This window comes from Stenotrophomonas sp. DR822 (assembly GCF_019793815.1).
Classification (GTDB): Bacteria; Pseudomonadota; Gammaproteobacteria; order Xanthomonadales; family Xanthomonadaceae; genus Stenotrophomonas; species Stenotrophomonas indicatrix.
Window position 1 is genome coordinate 1,469,754 of the sequence record NZ_CP081826.1, and the last position, 24,160, is coordinate 1,493,913.

Consider the following 24,160-nt stretch of genomic DNA (forward strand, 5'->3'; position numbering starts at 1 on the left):
GCTGTTTCTATTGCGATCTGCCGATGTGGCTATGGTGTCCCAGTGAGTTGGGCCTCCGCCCGCGCTCAGCTGCCCCGTTCCAATGCACGGCAGAGCACTTAGTGCCGAAGCAAGACGGAGGAAAGGACACGGCCAGCAACGTGGTGGCCGCCCATGCCTGCTGTAACCATCGCCGCCATCAGCGGCCAGGCCACGCACCCTCGTCAGAATCCTTCCGCGCACTGGTGCAACGGCGCGTTACCCGTGGAAAATGGTGGTCCTCATTACCGCCAGGGATTGAACGTGCTCCTGTATGACCTCATCAAGCTCCATGAGTGCTCGTTTGACCCCAAGCTGACCAAGGTCCATTTGGCGCGCTACAACGACGTAGACCATCCCATGGATGTCTACAAGCGTGGAGGCTTCGAGGAATGGCAGCGGTGGCAAAACGGCAACAACTTCAGCCGGCCGATGGTGTTGAGCCTTATCCAAGACGATTCCGCCACCCGCTGGATGTTCGCGGGCCTCTTTCGTCAAGTCGGCTTCACGGTCCACGACGACAAGCCCAAGGGCGGCTATTACTACAACCTGGAGCGCGTCCCGTCTACCGAACCCCTTGAAGGACGCCTGTTCTGCTCCAGCGCCTACAAGAAACGTCCGTCCTATCTGACCGGCGAATACCTCATCGGGGATTTGATGGTCACAGAGTTGCTGCGCGAGCGGATCAGCATCGGTCCATTTCCGGGCTACAAGCGTGTGGACATCAGCAAGCAGGATCTGAATCTGTTGGTTAAGCAAGGCACGGAGTCCTGGAAAACCGCTTTGTCAGCGGTCAAAGGCATCTATCTCATCACGGACACGAAGACCGGCAAGCTCTATGTCGGCAAGGCCGACGGCGAGCAAGGCATTTGGGGACGATGGGAGTGCTATGCCAACACCGGTCACGGCCACAATGCGGCGCTGGTTCAAGAGCTTGGGATCAAGGCCACCGACCGGCAGGATGACCTTCACTTCTCATTGCTTGAGATCATGGATATACAGTCTGGCCCTAGCGAAATCGACAGGCGCGAATCGCACTGGAAAACGGTACTAATGACTCGGAGCTACGGCTACAACCGCAACTAGTCCGTTTCCCTTTGGGATGCGATTCGACGCAGTGCTCGAGTGAGGCCGTTCAAGCTTCCATGTAAGCTTGAATGAAGCCAAGTGATCAGGACCAACGCGCCCTATTCGCGCGGACACGAAGCACCCGCAACGGGCGACGTGGACGCCCGCTCCAATGATCAGCTCGCAGCGAATCCTTGGCCAATCAATAGGTTCCGGACGCGCACAAACAAAAAGCCCCGGCCAAGGCCGGGGCTTTTGCTGAAACTGGTGCCGGAAATAGGAATCGAACCTACGACCTACGCATTACGAATGCGCCGCTCTACCAACTGAGCTATTCCGGCGAAGCTGGCAATTTTACGGTCGCCCTGCCCCTGCGGTCAATCCGGTCGTGACGATTGCCGTCAAACGCCCACCCGCCCGGCCCCTCAACCCGCCGCTACCCGGTTGCCGCACTCCCGCCCCGCCGCGAAATCGGCCAGGTTGCCCAGCGTGATCGCCGAGATCTCCTGCAGCGCCTCCACGGTGAAGAAGCCCTGGTGGCCGGTCACCAGCACGTTGGGGAAGGTCATCAGGCGCTGGAACGCCTCATCGTCGATGATCTCGCCGGACAGGTCCTGGAAGAACAGCGCGCTTTCCTGCTCGTAGACGTCGATGGCCAGGTGGCCCAGCCGGCGCGACTTCAGCGCGCGGATCACCGCTTGGGTATCGACCAGGCCGCCACGCGAGGTGTTGACCAGCATCGCGCCGGGCTTCATCCGCGCCAGCGAGGCGTCGTCGATCAGGTGCTGGGTATCCGGGGTCAACGGGCAATGCAGCGAGACAATGTCCGAGCGCGAGAGCAGCTCGTCCAGTTCAACCATTGTGCCGATCCCGGTGAACGCCGGCGAGGGATACGGATCGTGCCCCAGCACGGTGCAGCCCATGCCGCGGAAGATGCGCGCGGTGGCCAACCCGATCTTGCCAGTACCGACGATGCCCACGGTCTTGCCATGCAGGGTGCGGCCGAGCAGGCCATCCAGCATGAAGTTGCCCTCGCGCACGCGGTTGTAGGCGCGATGGGTGTGCCGGTTGAGGGTCATCACCAGCGCCAGAGCGTGCTCGGCCACCGCTTCCGGCGAGTAGGCCGGCACGCGGGCGACGAACAGGCCGAGCGCATTCGCGCTGGCCAGGTCCACATTGTTGAAGCCGGCACAGCGCAGCAGCACCGCGCGTACGCCCAGCGCATGGAGGGCCTGCAGCACCGGTGCATCGAGCCTGTCGTTGACGAACACGCAGACGGCGGCGCAGTCCTGTGCCAGCGCGGCGGTGTGCACGTCCAGCGCCGCGTCGAAGTACACGAACTGGAAATCCTGCCCTGCCCCCTCGCGCTGGTTGGCTTCCTCGAGAAAGCGGCGGTCGTAGGGACGGGCACTGAAAACGGCGATCTGCATGGCAAGGCCTGCGCGGAAATCCGCCACGACCATAGCGCACCCGCACCCCGATGGGGATGGCACCGGCGGCGCGACGGCCGCCGGTGCCGGTACTGCCTTAGAACGTATAGCCCAGGCCCAGCATCACGCCGTTCTGCAGCTGGCCGTCGCGACGCTCGCCCACGTAGTCGACCATCACCGACAGGCGATCGGTGGCGCGGCTGGTCACGCCCAGGTTCCAGGCCAGCACCTGCTCGCCCACGGTCTGGCTGCTGGCACCGAACACCAGGTCCGGCGCAGCGGCGAAGCCGGTGCTGTAACGGGCCTGGGTGTCGCCCAGTTCCTTCTGCCAGACAACGCGCGCGCGCGGGGTGATGCGCTCGCCGTTGTTGCCTTCGAAGGTCTTGAACACCTGCAGGCCCGCACCGACGCGGATGCTTTCCAGGCTGTCACCACGCCCCACCAGTGCACCGGCCCCCTGCCCTTCGTTGAAACGGGTGGCCGAGGTGCGCGCGTAATCGACCACCGGCAGCAGCGGCTGGATCACCACGCCCTTGGCAGTGGTGAACGAGAAGCCGTGCTCCAGCCGGGCCGAGATCGCATCGTTGTTGTACTTCGCACGCAACGGAGCCTGCAGGCCATCGATGCCGTCGATGCTGCGGCGGGTGTCGTGGCGCAGGTCGGTGTAGCGCACCGAGGCCGACAGGTAACCCCGCGAGTAGGTGGCATCCAGGTAACCGCCCACATCCAGCGCACGCACGTCGCCGGTGAAACCGGAACCATCGCGGCCCTTGGTCGACATGTCCGCCGCGGCAACGCTGACGCCCAGCGTCACCCGGTCATCGGCCAGCTGCGTATCGGCACCGAGCACGATGCCGCCGACGGTATGGCTCAGGCCGGCCACGCCGCCCTCGCCATCGATGCGGCCGTGGCTGCCGAAACCGCGGCCCCAGAGGCCATGGCTGCGCGCCGCTTCGCCGCCGAAGTTGGTGCTGCCACCGCCCGCCCCCGCCGGCTCCACCAGATGCAGCGCCAACTGGTTGAACAGGCTGCCATTGGCCATGCCCGGCTGTGCCGACGCCGCCTGCGCGGCCTGTGCGGCCAAGCCACCGGCATCTCCGCTGCCGCTGCGCCGTGCGGCCTGGTGCTGCTGCACCACGCTGCCGATGCTGCCGACCAGCGCGTTGTCGGCCAGGCGCAGGCTGGCATGGCCATCACCACGCAGTGCACCGGCCTGCTGGGCGATCACATCGCGGTCAGCGAACTGCAGCGCCCCCAGCAGCGGCTTCAGCCCGGCATCCTGGCGCTGGCCGGCAGTGGCCAGTGCTCGGCCGAGTCCATCGTTGCCATTGTTGCCAGTGAGCTGCGCGAGCTGGTCGAAGCCGGGGTTTGCGGTCAGCGACAGGCCTTCGGCGGTCTGGTTGATGTTGAAGCTCAGCAGCGAATTGTGGCGCGGCCGGAACACCTCGCCGTCGGTGATGCTGGCCGTATAGCCGGTGTCACCCAAGCGCACCGCAGCGGTGAAACCGCCCTGGTAGATCGGGCCGCTCACCAGCTCACGCTGGTAGTTGCCGGCGTAGAAACCCTGCGCCACGTTCAGTTCAAGATGAGCGCCCGGCGAGATGACCAGCGCACCCTCGTTGGCGCCGCCGTCGTAGAAGTCGCCCACACGCAGGCGCCCGGCCTGGGAGCCGCCGGCTTCAGTCACGTCGAACAGCACCTTGCCGCCCGGCATGATGTTGACGTAGCCGTGGGTGACCAGATCACCACCACGCGGCATCAGGGTGCCGTACACGCGCAGGCGGTTGAAGCCATCCTCGCGGTACGACGGGCCGGTGGCATCGAGCAGTGCGCTCGAGTCGGTGGCAACCGAGGCGATGTCGCCGTGACCGACCACCATGCCGGCCGCCAGCACGCGCAGCTCCGGCGTGCGCAGGGCACCGCCTTCCAGGGCGATGGTGCCGTTCTCCACCAGCATGAAATCGGCGCCGGTGGTTTCGGCGGTGCGCCAGGTGCCGCCCTTGGCGACGCGGATCACGCCAGCCGAATTGCCCAGCGTGGAGGCGTCCAGTTCATCCAGGCGCAGCTGGCCCAGAAGGAGCTGCTGTGTACCCGGATCGTTGAGGTAATCCTGCACCGAAGCCGGGCCGATGCCGTTCGGGCCGGCGCCGGAGCGGTTGTAGATGTTCACCGCATAGTTGATGTACGTGGTGGCGAAGTCGGTATCGTTCCAGCGCGCGAAGTCGTCATCGACGAACGCCTGCAGCTGGCGCGCAGTGCGCAGGTAGCCTGGATTGATGTCGCCGCTGACATTGCCGGTGACCGTCAGGGTATCGCCCGGATCGCGGTAACCGGCGGCGGTGATGATGTTGTTGCTGTAGATGTCCTGGCCGGGGAAGGTCTCCAGCCTGCGGCCGCTGCCATCGGGATCGAAGCTGACCGAAGCGCCGGTGGTCCGGGCCGGGTCGCGGAACACCAGCAGGCCGTTGGGCTGCACCACCTCGTACATGGCCTTGTGCAGCAGGCCGGCATCCATGCCGCCGCCGTAGTTGCCGGTGTAGATCTCGGTCATCCGCGGCGACGGCGTGTAGATCACCTTGCCACTGTTGCTGGCAGCGTGGATCTGCACCGAGTCGACCAGCGGCAGGTCGCCGGCCAGGTAACGTTCGACGCCACCGGACTGCATGATCGAGCAGGACGAGATGCAGTGGCCGGACACGATGGTGTTCAGGCCGTTGGTGCGGATCACTCCCTGCAGCCACTCACCCGCGATCAGCGCGCCACCATTGGAGGTGCGCAGCACGACTTCGCGGATCGGGCGGCCTTCGGCCTGCGCTTTGGCCAGCAGCGCCGGCAGCGCAACGACGTCGGCGACGGTGACACCGCCACTCAGCACGACGCGATCGCCCTGCACGTGATAATTCATTGCCATGACGTCATCCATCTGGCCCAGGGTCGCGATACCCACCAGGCCTGCCAGGGCGATGCTCAACTTCGAATGCTTCATTGCGTTCTCTCTCTCCGCCCGCACCACGCGGGTCGAAAGCAGAACGCAGCAGCGGGCTCGACGCCCCCAGTCGACGGCGAGAAAAAACATGAATGCATTCACAATGGAAATGCGGGAGAAACGTGGGCTTCCCCATCCGGTCACCGTCGCGTAAAACTCGGTGACGCGTCCGTCATCGTCGTCCGAGGCCCTCCCCTGTCCGCGCCCTCCCCTTTGCTCCGTCCTGCGCCGGATCTGCCCGGGGTTCCGGATGCCTTCATCGCATTCGTGTGCGAGGAACGCGCGCCGCTGTGCGCTTTCCTGCGCGCCCGCGGTGTCGGCCCCGAGGATGCCGAGGACATCGCCCAGGACTGCATGGAGCGCCTGATCCGCTACCGCGCGCATGGCACCGAGGAGCTGCGGCTGCTGCTGTACCGCATCGCCCGCAACCGCCTGGCAGACCGCGGGCGCTCGCCACAATCGCGCAACCACCTGTCGCTCACCGAACGCGACGGCAACGAAGAAGCCGCCAGTGCTTCTCCTGATCCGCTGCGTCAGGCAGAATCCGGGCAGATGCTCGCCCTGCTGCGCCAGGCACTGTTCAAGCTGCCCGAACGTGCCCGCGAGGTGTATCTGCTCAACCGCATCACCGGGATGAGCTATACACAGATCGCCCGGCATTGCGGCATCACCGCCAAGACCGTGGAAAAACACATTGCCCGTGCATTGCAGGGCCTGCGCAAGGAGCTGGGCCCCGATCCTCTCCACAATGATGGAGATGCCGAATGATCCGCAACGACAACAGGGATGACACGTTGCTTTTTGAACACGCAAGCGCCTGGGTAGCCCGGCTGGACGCCCCCGACTGCAGCGCCGAGGAACGGCAGTCCTTCGAGGACTGGCTGGCCGAGGATCCGGCACATGTCAGCGCGTGGGTACAGGCCGAGAAACTGCACCAGCGCAGCGCCGGCCTGGCCAGCGACCCGTGGCTGCGCACCGCCGCCGCGCGTGCGTCACGCCGGCCGCAGCGGCGTTGGCTGCCCGGTGTCGCCGCCGCTGCAGGCGTGTGCCTGGCCGTTGGCCTGGGCTGGATGCTGTACACCGATGGCAATCCCACACCGCTGACCTACGCCAACGCCAGCCTGCTGCCGCAGCAGCGCACCCTGGCCGATGGCAGCATCGCCACGCTCGACGCCGGCACCACGCTGACCGCACGCTTCGGCTGGCGCAAGCGCGAACTGGCGCTGGAACACGGTCGCATCCAGCTGCAGGTCGAACCGTCATCGCGCTCGCTGCGGGTGCAGGCCGGCGGCAGTTCGATCCGCGACATCGGCACCACCTTCCAGGTTGAACGCCTGGCTGACGGCCGGGTCGAGGTCGCGCTGCTGGAAGGCGTGGTGGAAGTCACCAGTGGCAGCGCGCAGCACACGCTCTCACCGGGCCAGCAGCTGCAGGTCCTGGCCTCCGGCAAGATCCAACCGGGCCCGCAGCTGTCCTCGACCGCCGCCGCCGAGGCCTGGCCACAGGGCCGGCTGGTGTTCGACGGCACGCCTCTGGCCACCGTGGTCGAACGCATGAACCGCTATGGCACCACGCCACTGGTGGTCGCCGACCCGGACATCGCCGACCTCGCGGTCAGCGGCACCTTCCGCGCAGGCGATGCGCATGAACTGCTTTCCGCCCTGGAACTGGGGTGGTCCATTGCTGGCCAGCCGCGCTCGGATGGCGCGCTGGAACTGCGCCGCACCTACTGAGGCGGCGGCCGATGCCGGCGCCGGGTGTGCTTCGTTGGGACGTGCTGCGCTGGGACGTGCTGCGCTGGGGTCTGCTGCAGGCCCTGCTGTGCGTTGTGCTGGTGCCCGGTGTGGCGGCAACGGCGGCGTCAGCAGAAGCCGTCACCCAGGTCGAGTACCGTATCGCTCCCGGCGCCCTGCCGCCGGCCCTGCAGCAATGGGCACGCCAGAGTGGCATTGCCCTGGTGTTCGACGCACGTGAGCTGACCGGCCTGCGTACCGGCGGCGTCGCCGGCTCGCTGGCGCCGGCCGCCGCACTGAAGCAGCTGGTCGCCGGCATGCCGGTGAACATCCTGCAGACCCCCAGCGGCGGATTCGTGGTGCGCCGGCACGCTGCCCCACCCGCAGTGGTCGCGCAGCCGGTACGGCGGCCACCGCCGCCCGCACCCGCCAAGCCGGTGCAGGTGGAACTGGCGCCGATCCATGTCACCGGCAGCCGCTTGCCGCGCACCTCCGTGCAGACCACGCTGCCGGTAACGGTGATCGATCGCGAGGACATCCTGCGCAGCGGCTACGGCACGCTGTTCGACCTGTTGCGCCACCTGCCCGGCATGAACGGCCATCCGCCATTGAGCACCTCGCGCAGCGGGGACTCGCTGTACCTGCCGGTCGGCGCGGCCGCCACCACCAGCCTGGACGGCATGGGCCCGCGCGCAACCCTGTTCCTGGTCAACGGCCGGCGCCTGCCGCGGTATCCGATGGTGTCGCTGGAAGAAGGCGGGCTGACCGATCTGGGAGGCATTCCGCTCAGCTTCGTCGAGCGCATCGAGCTGGTGCGTGGCGGTGCTTCGGCCATCTACGGCGCCGATGCGATGTCCGGCGTGGTCAACATCATTCTGCGTGACCAGGCCGAGGGACCGGAAGCCACGCTGCAATCGGGTGCCAGCAGCCGCGGTGATGGCGATCAGTACCGGCTGCAGGCGGCCACGGGCGGCGTGCGCGAAGGCGGCGACCGCTGGTTCGCCGGCATCGATCTGCATCGCCTGCAGCATGTGGCCGGTGACCAGCGCGACTGGCATGCGGAAACCTCGCTGTACCCGATCGGGCTGATCATGCCCAACGGTGATTACTACCCGGCCACGCAGTGCCATCCGCCATTGCAGCGCGAAGACGACGGCTGCTGGTTCGACAGCGCGCGCCCGCGCTCGCTGCAACCGGCGTCGGAAACGCTGTCCGGCTACCTGCGTTATCGCCACGAGCGCGGTGACGGACGCTACGCCTACGTGGAAGCACGCGCCAGCCACAACCGCCAGCGTTTCGAGCTGGGCCCGACCGCCGTTGCCCTCAATTTCAGCCGTGGCGCGATCCTCAACGTGGTCCTGCAGGAAGGCGGCGAGGTGCGCCCGCGCGTGCATGCCACCGAAGGCGACATCAGTTTCGGCATGGGCCGTGAGCGCGCCGGCCGCAGTTGGGATGCAGGCCTCAGCGCGCAGCGCAGCCAGGTGGACCTGCGCACCGAAGGCACCGTGCGCAGCGAACGCCTGCTGGAAGCCACGCGAACGCTGGATTTTCTGCCGGGCTTTTCCACCCTGCCACCGGGGCTGGCAGAGGAGCTGTTCCCGGCCATCCACAACCGCGGGCGTACCGAGCAGCTGCAGGGTTGGTGGGGCATGCAGCGCACGTTGATGACACTGCCCGGCGGACCAGCGCAACTGGCCACCGGTATCGATCTGCGCCGCGAGCGCTGGACCTCGCTGCCCGATCCGCTGCTGGGCAAGGGCGAACTGGCGCTTGGACTGCCGATGGAGCAACGCCGGCTGTCGCGGCAGAGCAACGCCGCTTACGCCGAAGTGGGCCTGCCGTTTGCGCCGGCACTGCGCCTGGACGTGGCCGCGCGACTGGACCACGATGGCGATGACACTGCGTTTTCGCCGCGTGCCGGCCTACGCTGGAGCCCGAGCCCGCACTGGTCGTTCCTGCTGGCCAGTGGCCGCGGCTACCGCGCCCCCAGCATCTTCGAGCGCCGGCGGCCGCCGGGCTACTTCGGCCTGTATGGCCTGCCCGCATCGGAGTCCCTGCCGCCGTGCGCGCGCCCGATGCGCGATGGCGGCTGCGCGGTGGAAGTGGAGGTGGTGGAGAACGATGGGCTGAAAGCCGAGACGTCGCGCAGCCACTCGCTGGCCGCCAGCTGGACACCCAACGATGCGTTCTCGCTGTCACTGACCCACAACATCGTCGAACTGCGCAACGAGATCCTCGCCCTGCAACCCAGCGATGCACTGTGGAATCCCGGCACCTGGGAACTGGATGAGCAGGGTCGCCTGCGTGATCTTCGCCTGTCATTCGACAACATCGGCCGCACCACCTCGCGCAACTGGGTGCTGCGCGGCGAGTACCGGGTGGATACCGGCCGCAACGGGCAGTGGCTGTTCTCGCTGGATGCGTTGAAACAGCAGGAGCTGCGTCGTGATCGCGGCCATGGCGAATCGGTGGACCTGCGCGGGCATGCCACGCCGGCGAACGCGGGCATCCTCAACGTGCAGTGGCAGAACCCGTCCTGGGACATCGCCCTGCGGGGCAACCGCGTCGGCCGCACCCGCGCATGGCTGGCCGGTGAAGCGTGCGCGCAGGAGCAGCATGACCAGGGCCGTTGCATGAACCCGGCGCAGCTGCGCTGGAACCTGCATCTGGCGCGGCGGCTGAGCCCGCGCGTGATTGCCGCACTGGACGTGCACAACCTGCTTGATGCGCGGCCGGTGAACCACCTGGTCGGCAGCGGCGGGCAGATGCCCGGGCTGGACGATCCACTCGGGCGCTACTTCCTGCTGACCCTGCAGTTCCGCTGAGCGTAGTACCCTACGCCGCCTGTTCCACGGCGTCGAAGGCGAGTCATGAAAGCCTACCTCTGGTTCCTGGGCGCGCTCATGCTGTTCTTCGCGCTGCCCTTCCCCTGCCTGCTCTACTTCGGCACCAGCTGGCCGCTGGAAGCGGGCGACCGCAGCGCGCCTTGGCTGGCACTGACCCTGCTGGCGACGTCGCTGACCCTGTGGCTGGTGCTGCTGTACGCCTTCCTGCATTACCTGCTGCTGGCGCCACCCCGTGCGTTGCAACGTGTGCGCGGCATCCTGGCCGACGGCACGCCACGCAGCGCACGCATCGAGCAGGCCGAACAGACCGGCGTGCAGGTGCGCGGCTTCGCGCAGTGGCGGCTGCAGCTGGCCTTCGACAATCTGTCCGGCACGCCGATCACCGAAACGCTGGTCGTGGTCGACAGCAAGCCACAGCTGCAGCGCTTCACCGTGGGCAACCCGCTGGAGGTGCTGCTCAGCCGCACGCCCGGCCCCGCGCCCAACCTGATGCTGGCAGGATCGCAACCGGAACTGGACCGCACCAGCCTGTGGCGCCGCGGCATCGGCGGCCTGATCGGCATTGTCGTGGTCGCTGCCGCGTACGTCATGGCCTATCGCCTGCAGAGCGATGGACTGGGCTGGACGTTCCTGGGCTTCGGCCATCCGCTGCTGGTCTGCCCGCTGGTGCTGTGCGGCTACCTGATCGGCCTGCGTCTGCTGGCGCGCCTGCTGGCCGGCACACTGCAGATCGACGCGCGCGGCGAAGCGCTCAAGTACCGTGGTATCGGCGCCGAAGCGCAGGTGCTCGACGTGCGCCAGACCGGCACCTACGTCAACGAACAACCACAGGTCGAGTTCAAGCTGGAGTATCTCGACCGCGAGGGCAACCTGCAGCAGGCCAGCGTGCGCCGCTTCGTTGCGCTGCTCGAACTGGCCAACATCCCGCGCGGGCAGGTCGACATCCTCTACGACCCGGATGATCGCCGCAGCGTGCGCATGGAGCACGCGTGAAGCGGCCCGTGTCCACGCCGCTGGTGTTCGCCGGGGTGGTGCTGGCCCTGGCCGGTGCCGCCACGGCGGGCGGCGCATTGCAGACCGTCAACGCGACCCTGCGCGGCGCCGCATCGACCGTGCCTGCGGATGCGATGCAACAAGACCCATGGGAACAACCGTTGCGCACGTCGGCCATCGCAACGCCACGGGCGGCGCCCGAACCGATGCAGGTGCCCGGGCGCGCGCGGCCGAACCTGCTGCTCGACGCCGAGCGCCTGCAGGCTGCACGGCAGGCGCTGGAGGCGATGCCCGGACTGGCCGGCGAACGCCTGGTTGTTTTCCACAGCATCCACTTCCATGACGACGGCCGCATCGACATCGACCTGGTCGATCCACAGCAGCCGGGCCACGTGGATAGTTATCACTACCAACGTGGACAATGGCGCAAGGGCGATGCGGTGAATCCGCAGCAGTTCGCGCCGACCATCACCCTGCGCCGCAGCAGCACTGCATTGGCAAACATCGATTTCGATGCCGTGCCACGGGTGACGCAGGCCCTGCAGCAACAGCGCAATGCCCTGATGCGTTCGCCGGCCGACGTCGGTCATGTGTATGTGGTCATCCGCAAGGGCGGCAAGCTGGTGTGGTTGCCGGATGAAGTGGCCGGCGACCGCCAGACCGTACGCCTGCGCTACGACGCCAAGGGCAACCTGCAGTAGAAAAAGGGCTATCTCACCGAGCGGGCGATGGCGTACTGCGCAGCGTAGTAGGTGGACAGCACCAGCAGGCTGGCCATCGGCAGGCCACCGCCGAAGCGATCCCACGCCAGCAGGGAATCACTGGCCACGAACAGCAGTGCGCCAGCGGCAGCCCAACGCGCGCTGCCCGCTTCCAGTGCGTCGACGTGTGGCCGCTTCCAGTAGCGGGCCAGTGCCAGCACTGCCATCAGCGCCAGCACCACGACATAGGCCAGCACCGGAACCCGCATCGGCAGCGGTAGATGCGGCCACAGGCCGGTTACGTTGATCGCAGCGAATGCGGCCAGCAGCACGAAGGCTGCGAGCAGTCCGCGACCCGCGCGCAGGCCGGCTCGGAACGCGGCGATGTAGCACAGATGCGCCAGCAGGAAGGCCACCAGGCCCGGCACGAACGCGTCGAACGGCAGCATCAGTGCGATGTCGCCCACGCAGGACAACAGCATGCCGGCCAGCACCACGCGTCGATAGAACGCATCGGCCGCCGGCGTCGCCTGCCAAGCGACGGCGGCGATCAGCAGCGTGGTTGCCGGTTTGGCCAACCAGTGCAGCCAGCGCCCGTCGCCGTCCAGGTAGGCGCCGATGATGGCCAGCACGGCCACCACCAGGATCAACCCATCGCGCGTGCGCAGCTTCATCGTGCCTTCCACAGCTCTGCAAGGCGATCCGGGCGGCCGGCGATGCGCTCCAGCACCGGATACTGCAGGCCGCCGTGGTAGTCGATCTTCATCGTGTCGATGCGGTCGAACTGCTTGACCAGCAGCGTGACCGGGGCCTTGTCAGTGGCGGCTGCAGCCACCGCATCCTTCAAGCGCTGGCTGCTGTATTCGCGACCACCAACGGCGATCACCTTCATGCCCGGCGCCAGGCCGGCATTGAACGCCGGGCTGTCCCAGACCACGTCACCGACCACGCCACTGTCGAGCACCGTCGCTCCCAGCGAGTAAGCCAGCAGCGCTGCCTTCGCGCGCTTTTCCTGCGCCTTGTAGGCCTCGTTCGGCGCATCGCGGTAGACCAGCTTCCAGCCCGCCAGTTCCAGGCCGCCGGTCAGCGATCCGTGCCCGTCCAGGCGCTGGCGCAGGAAGCTCGCCCAGTCGTACGGCGCGATGCCGTTGAGGGTCGCCACCACGTCATCGAAGGTGTACGGATTGACGTCCCAATCGCCGTTGCCGACGCCGAAGAAGGCACGCGCGAAGTCATCCAGGCTGCGCCGGTTGCCGGTCAGACCACGCAGCTTGCCCTCCACCTCCAGCCACAGCATCTGCCCGCCGGAGTAGTAGTCCTCGCTCATCTGGTAGTTGCGGTACGGCAGGGTGCGACGCTGGGCGATGGTCGGGTCGTTGGTGGTGTCCTGCAGCGGGCGCCAGGCCAGGCCCGGGCGACCACGATCATAGGTGGCCGCCACGTTGGCCAGCATGTCGCGCGCCTGCTCGCTGGACCACAGCCCCGAACGTGCGGCCAGTACCTGGCCCCAGAACTGGGTCTGCCCTTCGTACACCCACAACAGGCTGTCGCCCATCGGTGTATTGAAGTTGGCCGTGGCCAGGTCGGCACCGCGACGGTACTTGCCGTTCCACGAGTGGGTGTACTCATGCGGCAGCAGGTCGCGCATCCACGCGTTGCTGTCCCACTCGGTGAAGTAGCCCGGGTCGGCGCTGTTCTCGCTGGAACGATGGTGTTCCAGGCCGATGCCGCCGAGGCGATCGGTCAGCGCAAGCAGGAACTCGTAGTGGTCAAAGTGGCGCGCACCGTACAGCTTGTCCGCCTGCTGCACCAGCGCTCGGTGCGCCTTCAACTGCGCGTCGGTCGGCTTCAGCGATTTGGCATCGTCGGCGAAGACGTTCAGATGCACCGGCGCCTTCGCGCCCGGGTCGAGGTCGATGCGCTGGTGATGCTCACCGGCAAACAGCGGCGAATCGACCAGGTGGTCATAGGAAATCGGCTTGAACACCACGGTGTCGCCATCGCGGCGTGCGGTTTCCAGTGCCGTCGCGTAGGCCCAGCCCTTGGGCAGGGTCACGCTGGCCTGCGCCTGCAGGTTGCGCGCGTCCACGCCGGCCGGATACAGCGAATTGGCGTTCCACTGCAGGTTGAGCATTTCCGGGGTCATCACCACCCGGCCCTGGCTGCCGCCCTGCGAAGACAGGAAATCGAAGTGGGCGACGATCTCGCTCACGCCCGCCGGCACATCCACCTTGAACGCGTACACGTTGTACTGGTCGCGCTGCCAGGCCAACGGCTTGCCGTTGGCGGTCACCCGAAGGCCGGCCAGTTTGTCGATCGGGCCGGTGGGCGAATGGTTGCCGGGAATCCACTGCGGGTACAGCAGGGTCAGCGGGCCGGGCTTGGCCGGTACGGTGGCAGTCACCTTGAAGATGCGCCGGGCCAGGTCGCGTGCATCGACGTCGATGCGCAGCAGGCCGGGGGCGGCGGTATCACCCGGTGGCGGAGTCTGCGCCAGCGCGGGCGTGGTCGCCAGCGCGAACAGCACGGACATCACCAGGGCACGGGTTTTCATCGGCGACTTCCAGCAGTGAAGGATTCTCCGATGCTAGGCCTGTGAGATGCCGAGCCCCATGGCCGAAGGTCATGGTCAGTGGCGCATCGACCAGATGCGGCAAAGCCTCATCGGAGCGTTGGCGATGACTGACAGCATCCACGCATGGCGTGGAACTACTGGAAAGCAGAGCAGTACCGGGTAGATCCACGCCATGCGTGGATGACGTACAGCCGACAATGCGAACCAGGGTTCGCATCCACCCGCAGCGCTGTCACTCAGTCGACCAGACGCAGGCGCAGTTCCTTTGGCAGCGCGAACACCATCGATTCCGGCTCGCCATCCAGCTCGCCCACGCCGGTCGCGCCCAGCTCGGCCAGACGCGCCAGCACGCCATCGACCAGCACCTGCGGTGCCGAGGCACCAGCGGTCACGCCGATATGCTGCTTGCCCACCACCCAGGCCGGGTCGATCTCGTGTGCACCGTCGATCAGGTAGCTCTCCACGCCTTCACGGCGAGCCAGCTCGCTCAGGCGGTTGGAATTGGAGCTGTTCGGCGAACCGACCACCAGCACCAGGTCGCAGCGCTTGGCCAGGTCGCGCACGGCGTCCTGGCGGTTCTGCGTGGCGTAGCAGATGTCGTCGTTCTTCGGCCCCTGCATCGCCGGGAAGCGCTCGCGCAGCGCATCGATGATGCCGCGCGTGTCATCCACCGACAGCGTGGTCTGGGTGGTGTAGGCGAAGTTTTCCGGCTGGTTGATCTGCAACGTGGCCACCTGCTCCACGTCCTCGACCAGGTAGATCTGGCCGGTGCCCGCTTCGCGGTTCCACTGGCCCATCGTGCCCTCCACTTCCGGATGGCCGGCATGGCCGATCAGCACCACGTCACGGCCGGCACGGCAGTGGCGGGCGACTTCGAAGTGGACCTTGGTCACCAGCGGACAGGTGGCATCGAACACCTTCAGGCCACGCCGCTCGGCTTCCTGGCGCACGGCCTGGGACACGCCATGGGCGCTGAAGATGACGGTGTTGTTGTCCGGCACTTCGTCGAGTTCCTCGACGAAGATCGCGCCGCGCTGCTTCAGGTCATCGACGACGAATCGGTTGTGCACCACTTCATGGCGGACATAGATGGGCGCGCCCAGCGTTTCGATCGCGCGCTTGACGATCTCGATCGCACGATCGACACCGGCACAGAATCCACGCGGGTTGGCGAGCAGCACATCCATCAGTTCAGTCTCCCGGCAGCGGCCGGCTTACGGTTTCGGATTGGCATTATCCGCCTTTTTGGCGGACTTGCCGTCGAACAGGCCGAACAGGGCGATGCCGACGGCACCCACCACGATGGCCGAATCGGCGATGTTGAACGACGGCCAGACATGCTCGCCGACGTACCACTGGATGAAATCCACCACGTGGCCATGCACCTGGCGGTCGATCACGTTGCCGATGGCGCCACCGATGATCAGCGCATACGGCACGGCGGCTTTCCAGTTGCCACGCGCCGTAGCGCGCAGCCACCAGGCCATCAGGCCGCTGATGGCGATCGCCAGTACGGTGAAGAAGTGCTTCTGCCAGCCACCGGCATCGCTCAGGAAGCTGAACGCCGCACCGGTGTTGTAGGTGCGGTACCAGTTCCAGAAGCCGTCGATGACCACCACCGGCTGGAACTCCGGCAGGCTCGACAGCACCCAGGCCTTCGACCACTGGTCCAGGCCGATGATGACTGCCGACAGCAGCAGCCAGACCAGCGCATTGGGATGCGGGCGCGCGGCGGCCATCAGAACCAGCTCCGCACTTCGCCGGCACCGGCGACGTTGGTCACGCAGCGGCCGCACAGTTCCGGGTGGTCGGCACTGCTGCCGACGTCGGCACGGTGGTGCCAGCAGCGCACGCACTTGGCTTTCTGCGTCGGCTGCGCGCTGACGAAGACCTCGTCGGTGGTCGCCGGGCGCACCTGCACGTCACCGCTAATGAACAGGAAGCGCAGTTCATCGGCCAGCGGCTGCCAGCGGGTCGCCTGCTCTTCGCTGGCGGCGATGGTGATCTCCGCTTCCAGCGCGGCGCCGATCGCACCATTGGCGCGCATCGGCTCCAGCACCTTGGCCACCTGCTCGCGCAGGGCCAGCAGCTGGTCGAAGTCGGCCGCGTTGAGCTGTGCGTCGGCCGGCAGCGGAGCCAGGCCCTCGTACCAGGTGGTGAACAGCACGTGGCCGGCACGGTCGCCCGGCAGATACCCCCACAGCTCATCGGCGGTGAAGGTCAGGATCGGCGCCACCCAGCGGGTGAACGCTTCGGCGATGTGGTACATCGCGCTCTGCGCCGAACGACGGCCATCCGAATCGGTCGGCATCGTGTACAGGCGGTCCTTGGTCACGTCCAGGTACAGCGAGCCCAGGTCCACGCTGCAGAAGTTCAGCAGCAGCTGCACGATCTCGGCCATGTCGTAGTTGTCATACGCCGCCTTGATCTTCTCCTGCAGTTCCCAGGCGCGATGCACGATCCAGCGGTCCAGCGCGACCATCTCGTTGAGCGGGCGCAGGTGCTGGGCCGGATCGAAACCGTCGAGGTTGCCCAGCAGGAAGCGGGCGGTGTTGCGCAGGCGACGGTAGGCGTCGGCGGTGCGCTTGAGGATTTCCTGCGACAGCGACATCTCGTTGCTGTAGTCGGCCGAGGCGATCCACAGGCGCAGGATGTCCGCGCCCAGCTTGTTCATGATTTCCTGCGGCTCGATGCCGTTGCCCAGCGACTTGGACATCTTGCGGCCATGCTCGTCCACGGTGAACCCGTGGGTGAGGCACTGCTTGTACGGCGCGCGCTTGTCGATGGCCACGCCGGTCAGCAGCGAGGACTGGAACCAGCCGCGATGCTGGTCCGAACCTTCCAGGTACAGGTCGGCCGGCTTGCCGAAGCCACGGGCAGCCAGCACCGCTTCGTGGGTCACGCCCGAGTCGAACCAGACATCGAGGATGTCGGTGACCTTCTCGTAGTCGGCCGCTTCAGCGCCCAGCAGTTCGGCCGCGTCCAGCGAGTACCACACGTCGATGCCTTCGGCCTGGACGCGGTCGGCCACCTGCTGCATCAGTTCCACCGAACGCGGGTGGATCTCGCCGGTCTGGCGATGGGTGAACAGTGCGATCGGCACGCCCCACGTGCGCTGGCGCGAGATGGTCCAGTCCGGGCGGCCGTCGACCATGCTCTGGATGCGCGCCTTGCCCCACGTCGGGAACCAGCCGACAGTGTCGATGGCGGCCAGCGCATCGCTGCGCAGGTTGGCCTTGTCCATCGAGATGAACCACTGCGGGGTGGCGCGGAACACCACCGGCGTCTTGTGCCGCCAGCAGTGCGGGTAGCTATGGCGGATCTCGACGAAGGCCAGCAGCGCGCCGCTGTCGCGCAGCACCTGCACGATCGCCTCCTGCGCCTTCCACAGGTGCTGGCCCGCCAGCACCACCTCGCCTGCCGGCGGGGTCGATTCCAGGTAGACGCCACGGCCATCAACCGGGGTCACCTGGCCGGCGTTGTACTTGTCCAGCAGGCCGTACTTCTGGCTGACCACGTAGTCTTCCTGGCCGTGGCCGGGGGCGGTATGCACCGCACCGGTACCGTCCTCGTCGGACACGTGTTCGCCGTTGAGCACGAGGATCTCGCGCTCGGGGTAGAACGGATGGATCAGCAGCTGGTTTTCCAGCGCCGAACCTTCGGCCTCACCGTGCAGCACCACCGCGTCCACGCCGTAGCGCTGCAGCGAGCGCTCGGCCAGTGCAGCGGCCAGCACCAGCCAACGGCGCTTGCCGTTGTGCGCCGGGCCTTCGGCCAGCACGTAGCGGATGTCCGCGCCCAGCGATACCGCCAGCGAGGCCGGCAACGTCCACGGGGTGGTGGTCCAGATCGGCACGGCCACTTCCACGTCGGCCGGCAGGCTGACGCCGAACGCCTGCGCCACCGCCTGTGCATCACGCGCGGTGTAGGCCACGTCGATCGCCGGCGAGGTCTTTTCCTGGTATTCGATCTCGGCCTCGGCCAGCGCCGAACCGCAGTCGAAGCACCAGTACACCGGCTTGGCGCCGCGCAGCAGGTGGCCGTTGGCGATGACCTTGGACAGCGCGCGGATCTCGTTGGCCTCGAAATCGAAGCTCAGGGTCTTGTACGGGTTGTCCCAGTCGCCGGTGACGCCCAGGCGCTTGAAGTCGGCGCGCTGGATGTCGATCTGCTCCTCGGCGAACTCGCGGCACTTCTGCCGGAACGCGACCGCATCGAGCTTCACCCCGACCTTGCCCCACTTCTTTTCCACCGCGATTTCGATCGGCAGGCCATGGCAGTCCCAGCCTGGCACATAGGGCGCATCGAAGCCGGCCAGGTAGCGCGACTTGACGATGATGTCCTTGAGGATCTTGTTGACCGCATGGCCCAGGTGGATGCGCGCATTGGCGTACGGCGGGCCGTCATGCAGCACGAACAGCGGGCGGCCGGCGGCGTTGTCGCGCAGCTGCTGGTAGAGCCCCTGCTCTTCCCAGCGCGCCAGAATGCCCGGCTCGCGCTTGGGCAGGTCGCCGCGCATCGGGAATTCGGTGGCCGGCAGGTTGAGGGTGGTCTTGTAGTCCTGGCTCACGCAGTGGCTCGCAATCTATGTTCGGAAAGGATGGCACGCGCCTGTTCGGCGTCGCGGTGCATCTGGTCGGTCAGCGCCGCCAGATCGTTGAATTTCTCTTCGTCACGCAGTTTGGCAACGAATTCGACTTCGATGTGGCGCCCATACAGGTCGCCCTGGAAATCAAACAGGTGCGCTTCCAGCAGCGGCTCCACGCCGTCCACGGTCGGCCGGGTACCGAAACTGGACACTGACGGCCACGGCTGGTCGAACACCCCGTGCACCCAGGTCGCGTAGATGCCCGACAGTGCCGGGGTCTTCGGGAAGCGCAGGTTGGCGGTGGGGAAGCCCAGCGTACGGCCGAGCTGACGCCCACGCACGACGCGCCCGCTGATCGAGTAGGGGCGACCGAGCAGGTCGCCGACGCGGGCGAAGTCGCCTTCCTGCAGCAGCTGGCGGATACGGGTGCTGGAGATGCGGTCACCATGCAGGTCGACCGCTTCGATCTCGCCGGCGCTGAAACCGAGCTCGGCGCCGAGCGCCTGCAACAGGGCCAGATCGCCACGGCGACGGTTGCCGAAACAGAACTCCGGCCCGATCCACACCTCGCGGGCGTTCAGGCGCTGGGCCAGCAGCTGGCGCACGAAGGTTTCGGCGGGCATCGCCGCCATCGCCGCGTCGAAACGCAGCAGGCCGATCGCATCGACGCCCAGTTCGTGCAGGATCTCGACCTTGCTGCGTGCCAGGGTCAACCGCGGCGGCGGCGTACCCTGGGCGAAGAACTCACGCGGCAAGGGCTCGAAGGCCACCGCCACCGCAGCCACACCCAAGGCGCGCGCACGCGCGACCGCGTGCCGCACCAGCGCACGATGGCCCAGGTGGAGGCCGTCGAATGCACCGATGCAGACCACGCTTCCGTTGGGGAACAGCTCCCCGCCCTCGACGCTTCTGAACAGCCTGCTCATCAACTCTCGTTCCGGCCGGCCGAAGCCCGCCGTTTCAATGGTGTAACCCTGAAGTATAGCCGCCGGGAGCCGCGATCAATGCCCACGCAGGTCGCGCGGGCGGAAGCCCATCGCCACCATCGCCAGCAGGTAGGTCAGCCCGCCACCGCCGACCAGCAGGCCGAGCGCGCCGATCCGTTCCCACACGCCCATGGAGGAGAAGCCCGGCAGCCAGTACCGCAGGGCCAGCAGCACGCCGACCATTGCCGTGCACGCCAGCAGCAGGCGCAGCAGGTAGCCGCCCCAACCCGGACGCCGCTGGTAGACATCGGTCCTGCCCAGCCAGTACCAGAGCAGCCCCAGGTTCAGGTAACTGGACAGCGCACTGGCAATGCCCAGCGCCAGGTGCAGGCCGGGTTGCTTGCCGATGGCTGCCATTACGCCCTGCGCCTTCAGCTCGTCGGGCACCATCACCTGGTACAGCACCGCCAGCAGGGCGAAGTTGAACACCATGTTGGCCACCAGCGCGGCGACGCCGGCGCGCACCGGCGTCCTGGTGTCCTGGCGCGCGTAGAACGCCGGCAGCACCACCTTCAGCAGCGCGAACGCCGGCAGGCCGAAGCTCAGGCCGTACACCGACAGCGCCGTCATGCGGGTGTCGAAGGCGGTGAACTGGCCGTGCTGGAAGATCGTGGAGATCAGCGGTTCGGCCAGCAGCAGCAGGCCGAGCATGGCTGGCACCGAGATCAGCAGGGTCATGCGCAGGCCCCAGTCCAGCGAGCGCGAGAAGCCTTCGCGGTCGGTGCTGACGTGGTGCCGTGCCAGCGCCGGCAGGATCACCGTGCCCAGCGCCACGCCGAACACGCCCAGCGGCAGTTCCAGGAAGCGATCGGCCAGCGACAGCCAGGACTGCGAACCGTCGGTCAGCTTGGCGGCGATGACGGTGTCCAGCAGCAGGTTGATCTGCGCTACCGACGAGCCGAACAGGGTCGGCACCATCAGCGTCATCACCTTGCGCACGCCCGGATGGTTCCAGCCCCAGCGCGGCAGGGTCAGCAGGTCGATGCCCTTCAACGAAGGCAGCTGGAACAGCAGCTGCAGCAGGCCGGCGGCCAGCACCGCCCAGCCCAGGGCGAGGATCTGCTTTTCCGGGGTACCACCCAGCCGCGGCGCCAGCCACAGCGCGCCGGCGATCATGCACAGGTTGAGGATGACCGGGGTCAGTGCCGGCATCGCGAAGCGCTGGAAACTGTTCAGCGCGCCGCCGGCCAGGGCGGTCAGCGAGACGAACAGCAGGAACGGGAAGGTCAGGCGGAACAGGTCGACCAGCAGGCCCTGCTTGGCCGGGTCGGTGTCCACGCCACTTGCGAAGACCGATGCCAGCTGCGGGGCAAAGATCAGCGCCAATGCGGTGACCAGCATCAGCACGCCGCCCAGGGTGCCGGCGGTGCGGGCCATCAGTTCACGCAGCTCGGCATGGCTGCGGGTTTCCTTCACCTCGGTGAACACCGGCACGAAGGCGGTGGCAAAGGAGCCCTCGGCGAACAGCCGGCGCAGGAAATTGGGTATCCTGAAGGCGACCCAGAAAGCATCGGTGATGGCGTTGGTGCCGAAGGTCGAGGTCACCACCTGGTCCCGGACCAGGCCGAGAACCCGCGAGACCATGGTCATGCTGCTGAACGACAGCAGGCCCCGCAACATCTTGGGTGAACTCACTCAACGTCCCTCTTGACAATCGACTTGACGTACATTTCTTACGCCATCATACTAGCTAGCTTGCTGTTCCCATAACACCGATTTTTCAGGAAACCACCACCGTGGCCAATATCAAGTCCGCCAAGAAGCGCGCCAAGCAGACCGTCGTGCGCAACGCGCGCAACGTGGCTCAGCGCTCGATGCTGCGCACCGCTGTCAAGAAAGTGATCAAGGCGCTGGACGCCAACGATGCCGCCGGCGCCCAAGCCGCCTTCGCCGTTGCCCAGCCGATCCTGGATCGTTTCAGCGCGCGTGGCCTGATCCACAAGAACAAGGCTGCTCGCCACAAGAGCCGCCTGAACGACCGCATCAAGGCCCTCCAGGCCGCCTGATCCGGTTGGTTGCTGGAGCCCCGGCTCCGGCAGCACGCAAAAGCCCGGCCTCGGCCGGGTTTTTTGTTGCCTGCAATCCGGCGCCTGGCGCTACCGATGCCCGGGGTCGGATCCCTTTTCCCGCAGAAAAGGGATCCGACCCCATTCGGCCGCCAACAAAAAACCCGGCCGAAGCCGGGTTTTTCGCGGGAACCACAACGGCATTACTGCGCGTTGCGTGCCGCCTCGAGCTCGTCTTCCTTCTGGCGATCGAAGAACGCCATGATCCGGCTCATGATCGGGAAGGTGCCTTCGCGACCCAGTGCGGACACTAGGAACCACGGCTCCTTCCAGCCCAGCTCGGCGACGATCTTCTCGGCAGCGGCCTTGGCCTCGTCCTCGAACATCAGGTCGGCCTTGTTCAGCACCAGCCAGCGCGGCTTGGCCAGCAGCTCCGGATCGTGCTTTTCCAGTTCGCGCTCGATGGCACGCACCTGCTCGACCGGCGACACACCTTCCACACCACCTTCCATCGGCGAAATGTCGACGAGATGCAGCAGCAGGCGGGTGCGCTGCAGGTGGCGCAGGAACTGCGCGCCCAGGCCGGCACCGTCGGCAGCACCTTCAATCAGGCCCGGAATATCGGCGATCACGAAGCTGCGGTAGTTCTCCACCTTCACCACACCCAGGTTCGGGTACAGCGTGGTGAACGGGTAATCGGCCACCTTCGGCGTCGCCGCCGAAACGGCGCGGATCAGGGTGCTCTTGCCGGCGTTGGGGAAGCCCAGCAGGCCGACATCGGCCAGCAGCTTCAGCTCCAGCTTCAGCGTGCGCTCCTCACCCGGCTCACCCGGCAGCGCCTGGCGCGGCGAGCGGTTGGTGGAGCTCTTGAAATGCATGTTGCCCAGGCCGCCGCGGCCGCCCTTGGCCACCAGCAGGCGGTCACCATGCTGGGTCAGGTCACCGATGATTTCATCGGTGGCCACGTTGATGATCACGGTGCCGACCGGCACGGTGATGACCAGGTCTTCGCCACCCTTGCCATAGGCCTGGCGGCCCATGCCGTTCTCGCCGCGCTGCGCCTTGAAGATGCGGTCATGGCGGAAGTCGACCAGGGTGTTGAGGTTTTCGTCGGCGCGGATCCACACGCTGCCGCCCGCACCGCCGTCGCCGCCGTCCGGGCCGCCGAGCGGAATGAACTTCTCGCGACGGAAGCCAATGCAGCCGTTGCCGCCGTTGCCGGCGAACACTTCGATTTCTGCTTCGTCTACCAGTTTCATTGTTTCGATGCCTGCGATGGGCGCGGCATGCACGCCGCCACCTTGATGTAGTGCCGGCCGCTGGCCGACAACCGGGCGATGCCCGTTTTACCATTGATTCCAACGAAAAGCCCCGCCGAAGCGGGGCTCTTCATGCAGCGAGCTCTTCATCCAGCACGGCCATGCCGAGGCATGGGCGCCGGACGCAGCCTTATCAGGCTTCGACCGAGACGACGCTGACGGTGCGACGCTTCTTCGGGCCCTTCACCGAGAACTCCACCTTGCCGTCCGTCAGGGCGAACAGGGTGTGGTCACGGCCGAGGCCGACGCCGGTACCCGGGTGGAACTGGGTGCCGCGCTGACGCACGATGATGTTGCCTGCTTCGATGGCCTGGCCGCCGAAGATCTTGACGCCGAGGTACTTCGGGTTGGAGTCGCGACCGTTGCGCGAAGAGCCTACGCCTTTTTTATGTGCCATGACCTATCTCCTTACTTGCTGCCACCGGCAATGCCGGTGATCTCGATTTCGGTGTAGTACTGACGGTGACCCTGGCGCTTCATGTGGTGCTTACGGCGACGGAACTTGATGATCCGGACCTTGTCGGCACGACCCTGGGACAGGACGGTGGCAGTGACCGCAGCGCCGCTCAGGGCGTCGCCGATCTTGATGCCATCGCTGTCGCCGAGCAGCAGGATGTTGTCGAACTTGATCTCGCTGCCGACGTCGGCTTCGAGCTTTTCAATGCGGAGCTTTTCGCCCTGCGCCACGCGGTATTGCTTACCGCCGGTGACCAGTACTGCGTACATGACCAGACTTCCTCTGTAGTTATTGTGGTCTATGGACTGCCGCCGTCGAGGGCGGACAGGAGCGGAATTGTACGTGGACCACCGGGGACGGGTCAAGTCAACCCCTGAACGGCTCTGGAGGCCGGGCCGGAACGGGGTCAGATCCCTTTTCACCACGTGAAAAGGGATCTGACCCCTGCCTGACA

Annotated in this window: 20 protein-coding genes, 1 tRNA gene and 1 pseudogene; 8 read left to right on the plus strand and 14 right to left on the minus strand. The window is 66.6% G+C overall.

The annotated features are described in order from the left end of the window. Window positions 1–23: 23 nt before the first annotated feature. Both K5K93_RS20270 and K5K93_RS06785 read left to right on the plus strand, forming a co-directional pair. Window positions 24–136: pseudogene (locus K5K93_RS20270) on the plus strand (hypothetical protein); the annotation flags it as partial. Window positions 137–153: 17 nt separating this feature from the next. After that, window positions 154–1,104 (plus strand): GIY-YIG nuclease family protein, encoded by a 951-nt coding sequence (locus K5K93_RS06785; RefSeq protein ID WP_261311990.1) that lies wholly within the window; start codon window positions 154–156, stop codon window positions 1,102–1,104. Between the two features lie 247 nt (window positions 1,105–1,351). On the opposite strand, the gene K5K93_RS06790 is transcribed toward K5K93_RS06785, so the two are convergent. The 3 genes from K5K93_RS06790 to K5K93_RS06800 all read right to left on the minus strand — a co-directional run bounded on the left by K5K93_RS06790 (window position 1,352) and on the right by K5K93_RS06800 (window position 5,502). Further along, window positions 1,352–1,427 (minus strand) — tRNA-Thr (locus K5K93_RS06790). An 84-nt stretch (window positions 1,428–1,511) separates the two neighbouring features. Further along, complete coding sequence (locus K5K93_RS06795) at window positions 1,512–2,516, minus strand: 2-hydroxyacid dehydrogenase (RefSeq protein WP_222390291.1); 1,005 nt, start codon at window positions 2,514–2,516, stop codon at window positions 1,512–1,514. 97 nt (window positions 2,517–2,613) lie between these two features. Continuing rightward, window positions 2,614–5,502 carry an autotransporter outer membrane beta-barrel domain-containing protein gene (locus K5K93_RS06800; protein ID WP_222390292.1) on the minus strand — a complete coding sequence of 963 codons (2,889 nt, stop codon included), beginning with the start codon at window positions 5,500–5,502 and terminating at the stop codon, window positions 2,614–2,616. A gap of 267 nt (window positions 5,503–5,769) precedes the next feature. On the opposite strand from K5K93_RS06800, the gene K5K93_RS06805 reads away from it, so the two are divergent. From K5K93_RS06805 to K5K93_RS06825, 5 genes are read left to right on the plus strand one after another with little or no spacing between them, the layout of a single operon-like run. After that, entirely contained in the window at window positions 5,770–6,270 is a 501-nt protein-coding gene (locus K5K93_RS06805; RefSeq protein ID WP_222390294.1) for a sigma-70 family RNA polymerase sigma factor, read from the plus strand. Beyond that, a complete protein-coding gene (locus K5K93_RS06810; RefSeq protein WP_222390296.1) occupies window positions 6,267–7,235 on the plus strand; it encodes a FecR domain-containing protein in 969 nt (322 codons plus the stop codon). The genes K5K93_RS06805 and K5K93_RS06810 overlap by 4 nt, the downstream gene beginning before the upstream one ends. 26 nt (window positions 7,236–7,261) lie before the next feature. Beyond that, window positions 7,262–10,060 carry a TonB-dependent receptor gene (locus tag K5K93_RS06815; protein ID WP_261311945.1) on the plus strand — a complete coding sequence of 933 codons (2,799 nt, stop codon included), beginning with the start codon at window positions 7,262–7,264 and terminating at the stop codon, window positions 10,058–10,060. Between the two features lie 45 nt (window positions 10,061–10,105). Then, window positions 10,106–11,074 carry a hypothetical protein gene (locus K5K93_RS06820; protein WP_222390300.1) on the plus strand — a complete coding sequence of 323 codons (969 nt, stop codon included), beginning with the start codon at window positions 10,106–10,108 and terminating at the stop codon, window positions 11,072–11,074. Next, the gene (locus K5K93_RS06825; RefSeq protein ID WP_222390302.1) at window positions 11,071–11,775 is read left to right on the plus strand and encodes a hypothetical protein; all 705 of its coding nucleotides are present in this window, start codon (window positions 11,071–11,073) and stop codon (window positions 11,773–11,775) included. Before K5K93_RS06820 ends, K5K93_RS06825 begins: the two co-directional genes overlap by 4 nt. Before the next feature lie 8 nt (window positions 11,776–11,783). Here the strand turns inward: K5K93_RS06825 and K5K93_RS06830 are convergent, their stop codons facing one another. The 7 genes from K5K93_RS06830 to murJ form a co-directional block, all read right to left on the minus strand. Continuing rightward, window positions 11,784–12,449, minus strand: a complete 666-nt coding sequence (locus tag K5K93_RS06830) for a lysoplasmalogenase (protein ID WP_222390303.1) — start codon at window positions 12,447–12,449, stop codon at window positions 11,784–11,786. Then, the gene (locus K5K93_RS06835; RefSeq protein WP_222390304.1) at window positions 12,446–14,329 is read right to left on the minus strand and encodes a peptidase M61; all 1,884 of its coding nucleotides are present in this window, start codon (window positions 14,327–14,329) and stop codon (window positions 12,446–12,448) included. The genes K5K93_RS06830 and K5K93_RS06835 overlap by 4 nt, the downstream gene beginning before the upstream one ends. A gap of 257 nt (window positions 14,330–14,586) precedes the next feature. Further along, window positions 14,587–15,537: a 4-hydroxy-3-methylbut-2-enyl diphosphate reductase gene (gene ispH / locus K5K93_RS06840; protein ID WP_093817647.1), complete on the minus strand. Its 951-nt coding sequence runs from the start codon at window positions 15,535–15,537 to the stop codon at window positions 14,587–14,589. A gap of 27 nt (window positions 15,538–15,564) precedes the next feature. Further along, window positions 15,565–16,089, minus strand: coding sequence for a signal peptidase II (lspA, locus tag K5K93_RS06845; RefSeq protein WP_222390305.1), 525 nt, complete (start codon window positions 16,087–16,089; stop codon window positions 15,565–15,567). Beyond that, on the minus strand, window positions 16,089–18,920 hold the full coding sequence (ileS, locus tag K5K93_RS06850; protein ID WP_222390306.1) for an isoleucine--tRNA ligase: 2,832 nt from the start codon (window positions 18,918–18,920) through the stop codon (window positions 16,089–16,091). Before ileS ends, lspA begins: the two co-directional genes overlap by 1 nt. Continuing rightward, window positions 18,917–19,864 (minus strand): bifunctional riboflavin kinase/FAD synthetase, encoded by a 948-nt coding sequence (locus K5K93_RS06855; RefSeq protein ID WP_025873849.1) that lies wholly within the window; start codon window positions 19,862–19,864, stop codon window positions 18,917–18,919. Before K5K93_RS06855 ends, ileS begins: the two co-directional genes overlap by 4 nt. 75 nt (window positions 19,865–19,939) lie before the next feature. Then, window positions 19,940–21,544, minus strand: a complete 1,605-nt coding sequence (murJ, locus tag K5K93_RS06860) for a murein biosynthesis integral membrane protein MurJ (protein ID WP_222391001.1) — start codon at window positions 21,542–21,544, stop codon at window positions 19,940–19,942. Window positions 21,545–21,660: 116 nt separating this feature from the next. Here murJ and rpsT point away from each other — a divergent pair, with 116 nt between their 5' ends. Continuing rightward, a complete protein-coding gene (gene rpsT / locus K5K93_RS06865; protein ID WP_025873851.1) occupies window positions 21,661–21,930 on the plus strand; it encodes a 30S ribosomal protein S20 in 270 nt (89 codons plus the stop codon). A gap of 203 nt (window positions 21,931–22,133) precedes the next feature. On the opposite strand, the gene obgE is transcribed toward rpsT, so the two are convergent. The 4 genes from obgE to rplU are packed head-to-tail and all read right to left on the minus strand — an operon-like array spanning window position 22,134 to window position 23,975. Then, window positions 22,134–23,189, minus strand: a complete 1,056-nt coding sequence (gene obgE / locus K5K93_RS06870) for a GTPase ObgE (protein WP_032975970.1) — start codon at window positions 23,187–23,189, stop codon at window positions 22,134–22,136. Then, window positions 23,186–23,323, minus strand: coding sequence for a hypothetical protein (locus K5K93_RS06875; RefSeq protein WP_157804331.1), 138 nt, complete (start codon window positions 23,321–23,323; stop codon window positions 23,186–23,188). The genes obgE and K5K93_RS06875 overlap by 4 nt, the downstream gene beginning before the upstream one ends. A gap of 59 nt (window positions 23,324–23,382) precedes the next feature. Continuing rightward, window positions 23,383–23,646 carry a 50S ribosomal protein L27 gene (rpmA, locus tag K5K93_RS06880; RefSeq protein WP_049467623.1) on the minus strand — a complete coding sequence of 88 codons (264 nt, stop codon included), beginning with the start codon at window positions 23,644–23,646 and terminating at the stop codon, window positions 23,383–23,385. A gap of 11 nt (window positions 23,647–23,657) precedes the next feature. Then, complete coding sequence (gene rplU / locus K5K93_RS06885) at window positions 23,658–23,975, minus strand: 50S ribosomal protein L21 (RefSeq protein ID WP_093817644.1); 318 nt, start codon at window positions 23,973–23,975, stop codon at window positions 23,658–23,660. Between the last annotated feature and the right edge of the window lie 185 nt (window positions 23,976–24,160).

Bases quoted from the DNA above. Each gene is read 5' to 3' on its own strand.
- murJ (WP_222391001.1), bottom strand. From the start codon at position 21,544: ATGTTGCGGGGCCTGCTGTCGTTCAGCAGCATGACCATGGTCTCGCGG.
- ispH (WP_093817647.1), bottom strand. From the start codon at position 15,537: ATGGATGTGCTGCTCGCCAACCCGCGTGGATTCTGTGCCGGTGTCGAT.
- rplU (WP_093817644.1), bottom strand. From the start codon at position 23,975: ATGTACGCAGTACTGGTCACCGGCGGTAAGCAATACCGCGTGGCGCAG.
- lspA (WP_222390305.1), bottom strand. From the start codon at position 16,089: ATGGCCGCCGCGCGCCCGCATCCCAATGCGCTGGTCTGGCTGCTGCTG.
- rpmA (WP_049467623.1), bottom strand. From the start codon at position 23,646: ATGGCACATAAAAAAGGCGTAGGCTCTTCGCGCAACGGTCGCGACTCC.
- K5K93_RS06785 (WP_261311990.1), top strand. From the start codon at position 154: ATGCCTGCTGTAACCATCGCCGCCATCAGCGGCCAGGCCACGCACCCT.
- obgE (WP_032975970.1), bottom strand. From the start codon at position 23,189: ATGAAACTGGTAGACGAAGCAGAAATCGAAGTGTTCGCCGGCAACGGC.
- K5K93_RS06855 (WP_025873849.1), bottom strand. From the start codon at position 19,864: ATGAGCAGGCTGTTCAGAAGCGTCGAGGGCGGGGAGCTGTTCCCCAAC.
- K5K93_RS06800 (WP_222390292.1), bottom strand. From the start codon at position 5,502: ATGAAGCATTCGAAGTTGAGCATCGCCCTGGCAGGCCTGGTGGGTATC.
- K5K93_RS06835 (WP_222390304.1), bottom strand. From the start codon at position 14,329: ATGAAAACCCGTGCCCTGGTGATGTCCGTGCTGTTCGCGCTGGCGACC.
- K5K93_RS06820 (WP_222390300.1), top strand. From the start codon at position 10,106: ATGAAAGCCTACCTCTGGTTCCTGGGCGCGCTCATGCTGTTCTTCGCG.
- K5K93_RS06830 (WP_222390303.1), bottom strand. From the start codon at position 12,449: ATGAAGCTGCGCACGCGCGATGGGTTGATCCTGGTGGTGGCCGTGCTG.
- K5K93_RS06795 (WP_222390291.1), bottom strand. From the start codon at position 2,516: ATGCAGATCGCCGTTTTCAGTGCCCGTCCCTACGACCGCCGCTTTCTC.
- K5K93_RS06875 (WP_157804331.1), bottom strand. From the start codon at position 23,323: ATGAAGAGCCCCGCTTCGGCGGGGCTTTTCGTTGGAATCAATGGTAAA.
- K5K93_RS06810 (WP_222390296.1), top strand. From the start codon at position 6,267: ATGATCCGCAACGACAACAGGGATGACACGTTGCTTTTTGAACACGCA.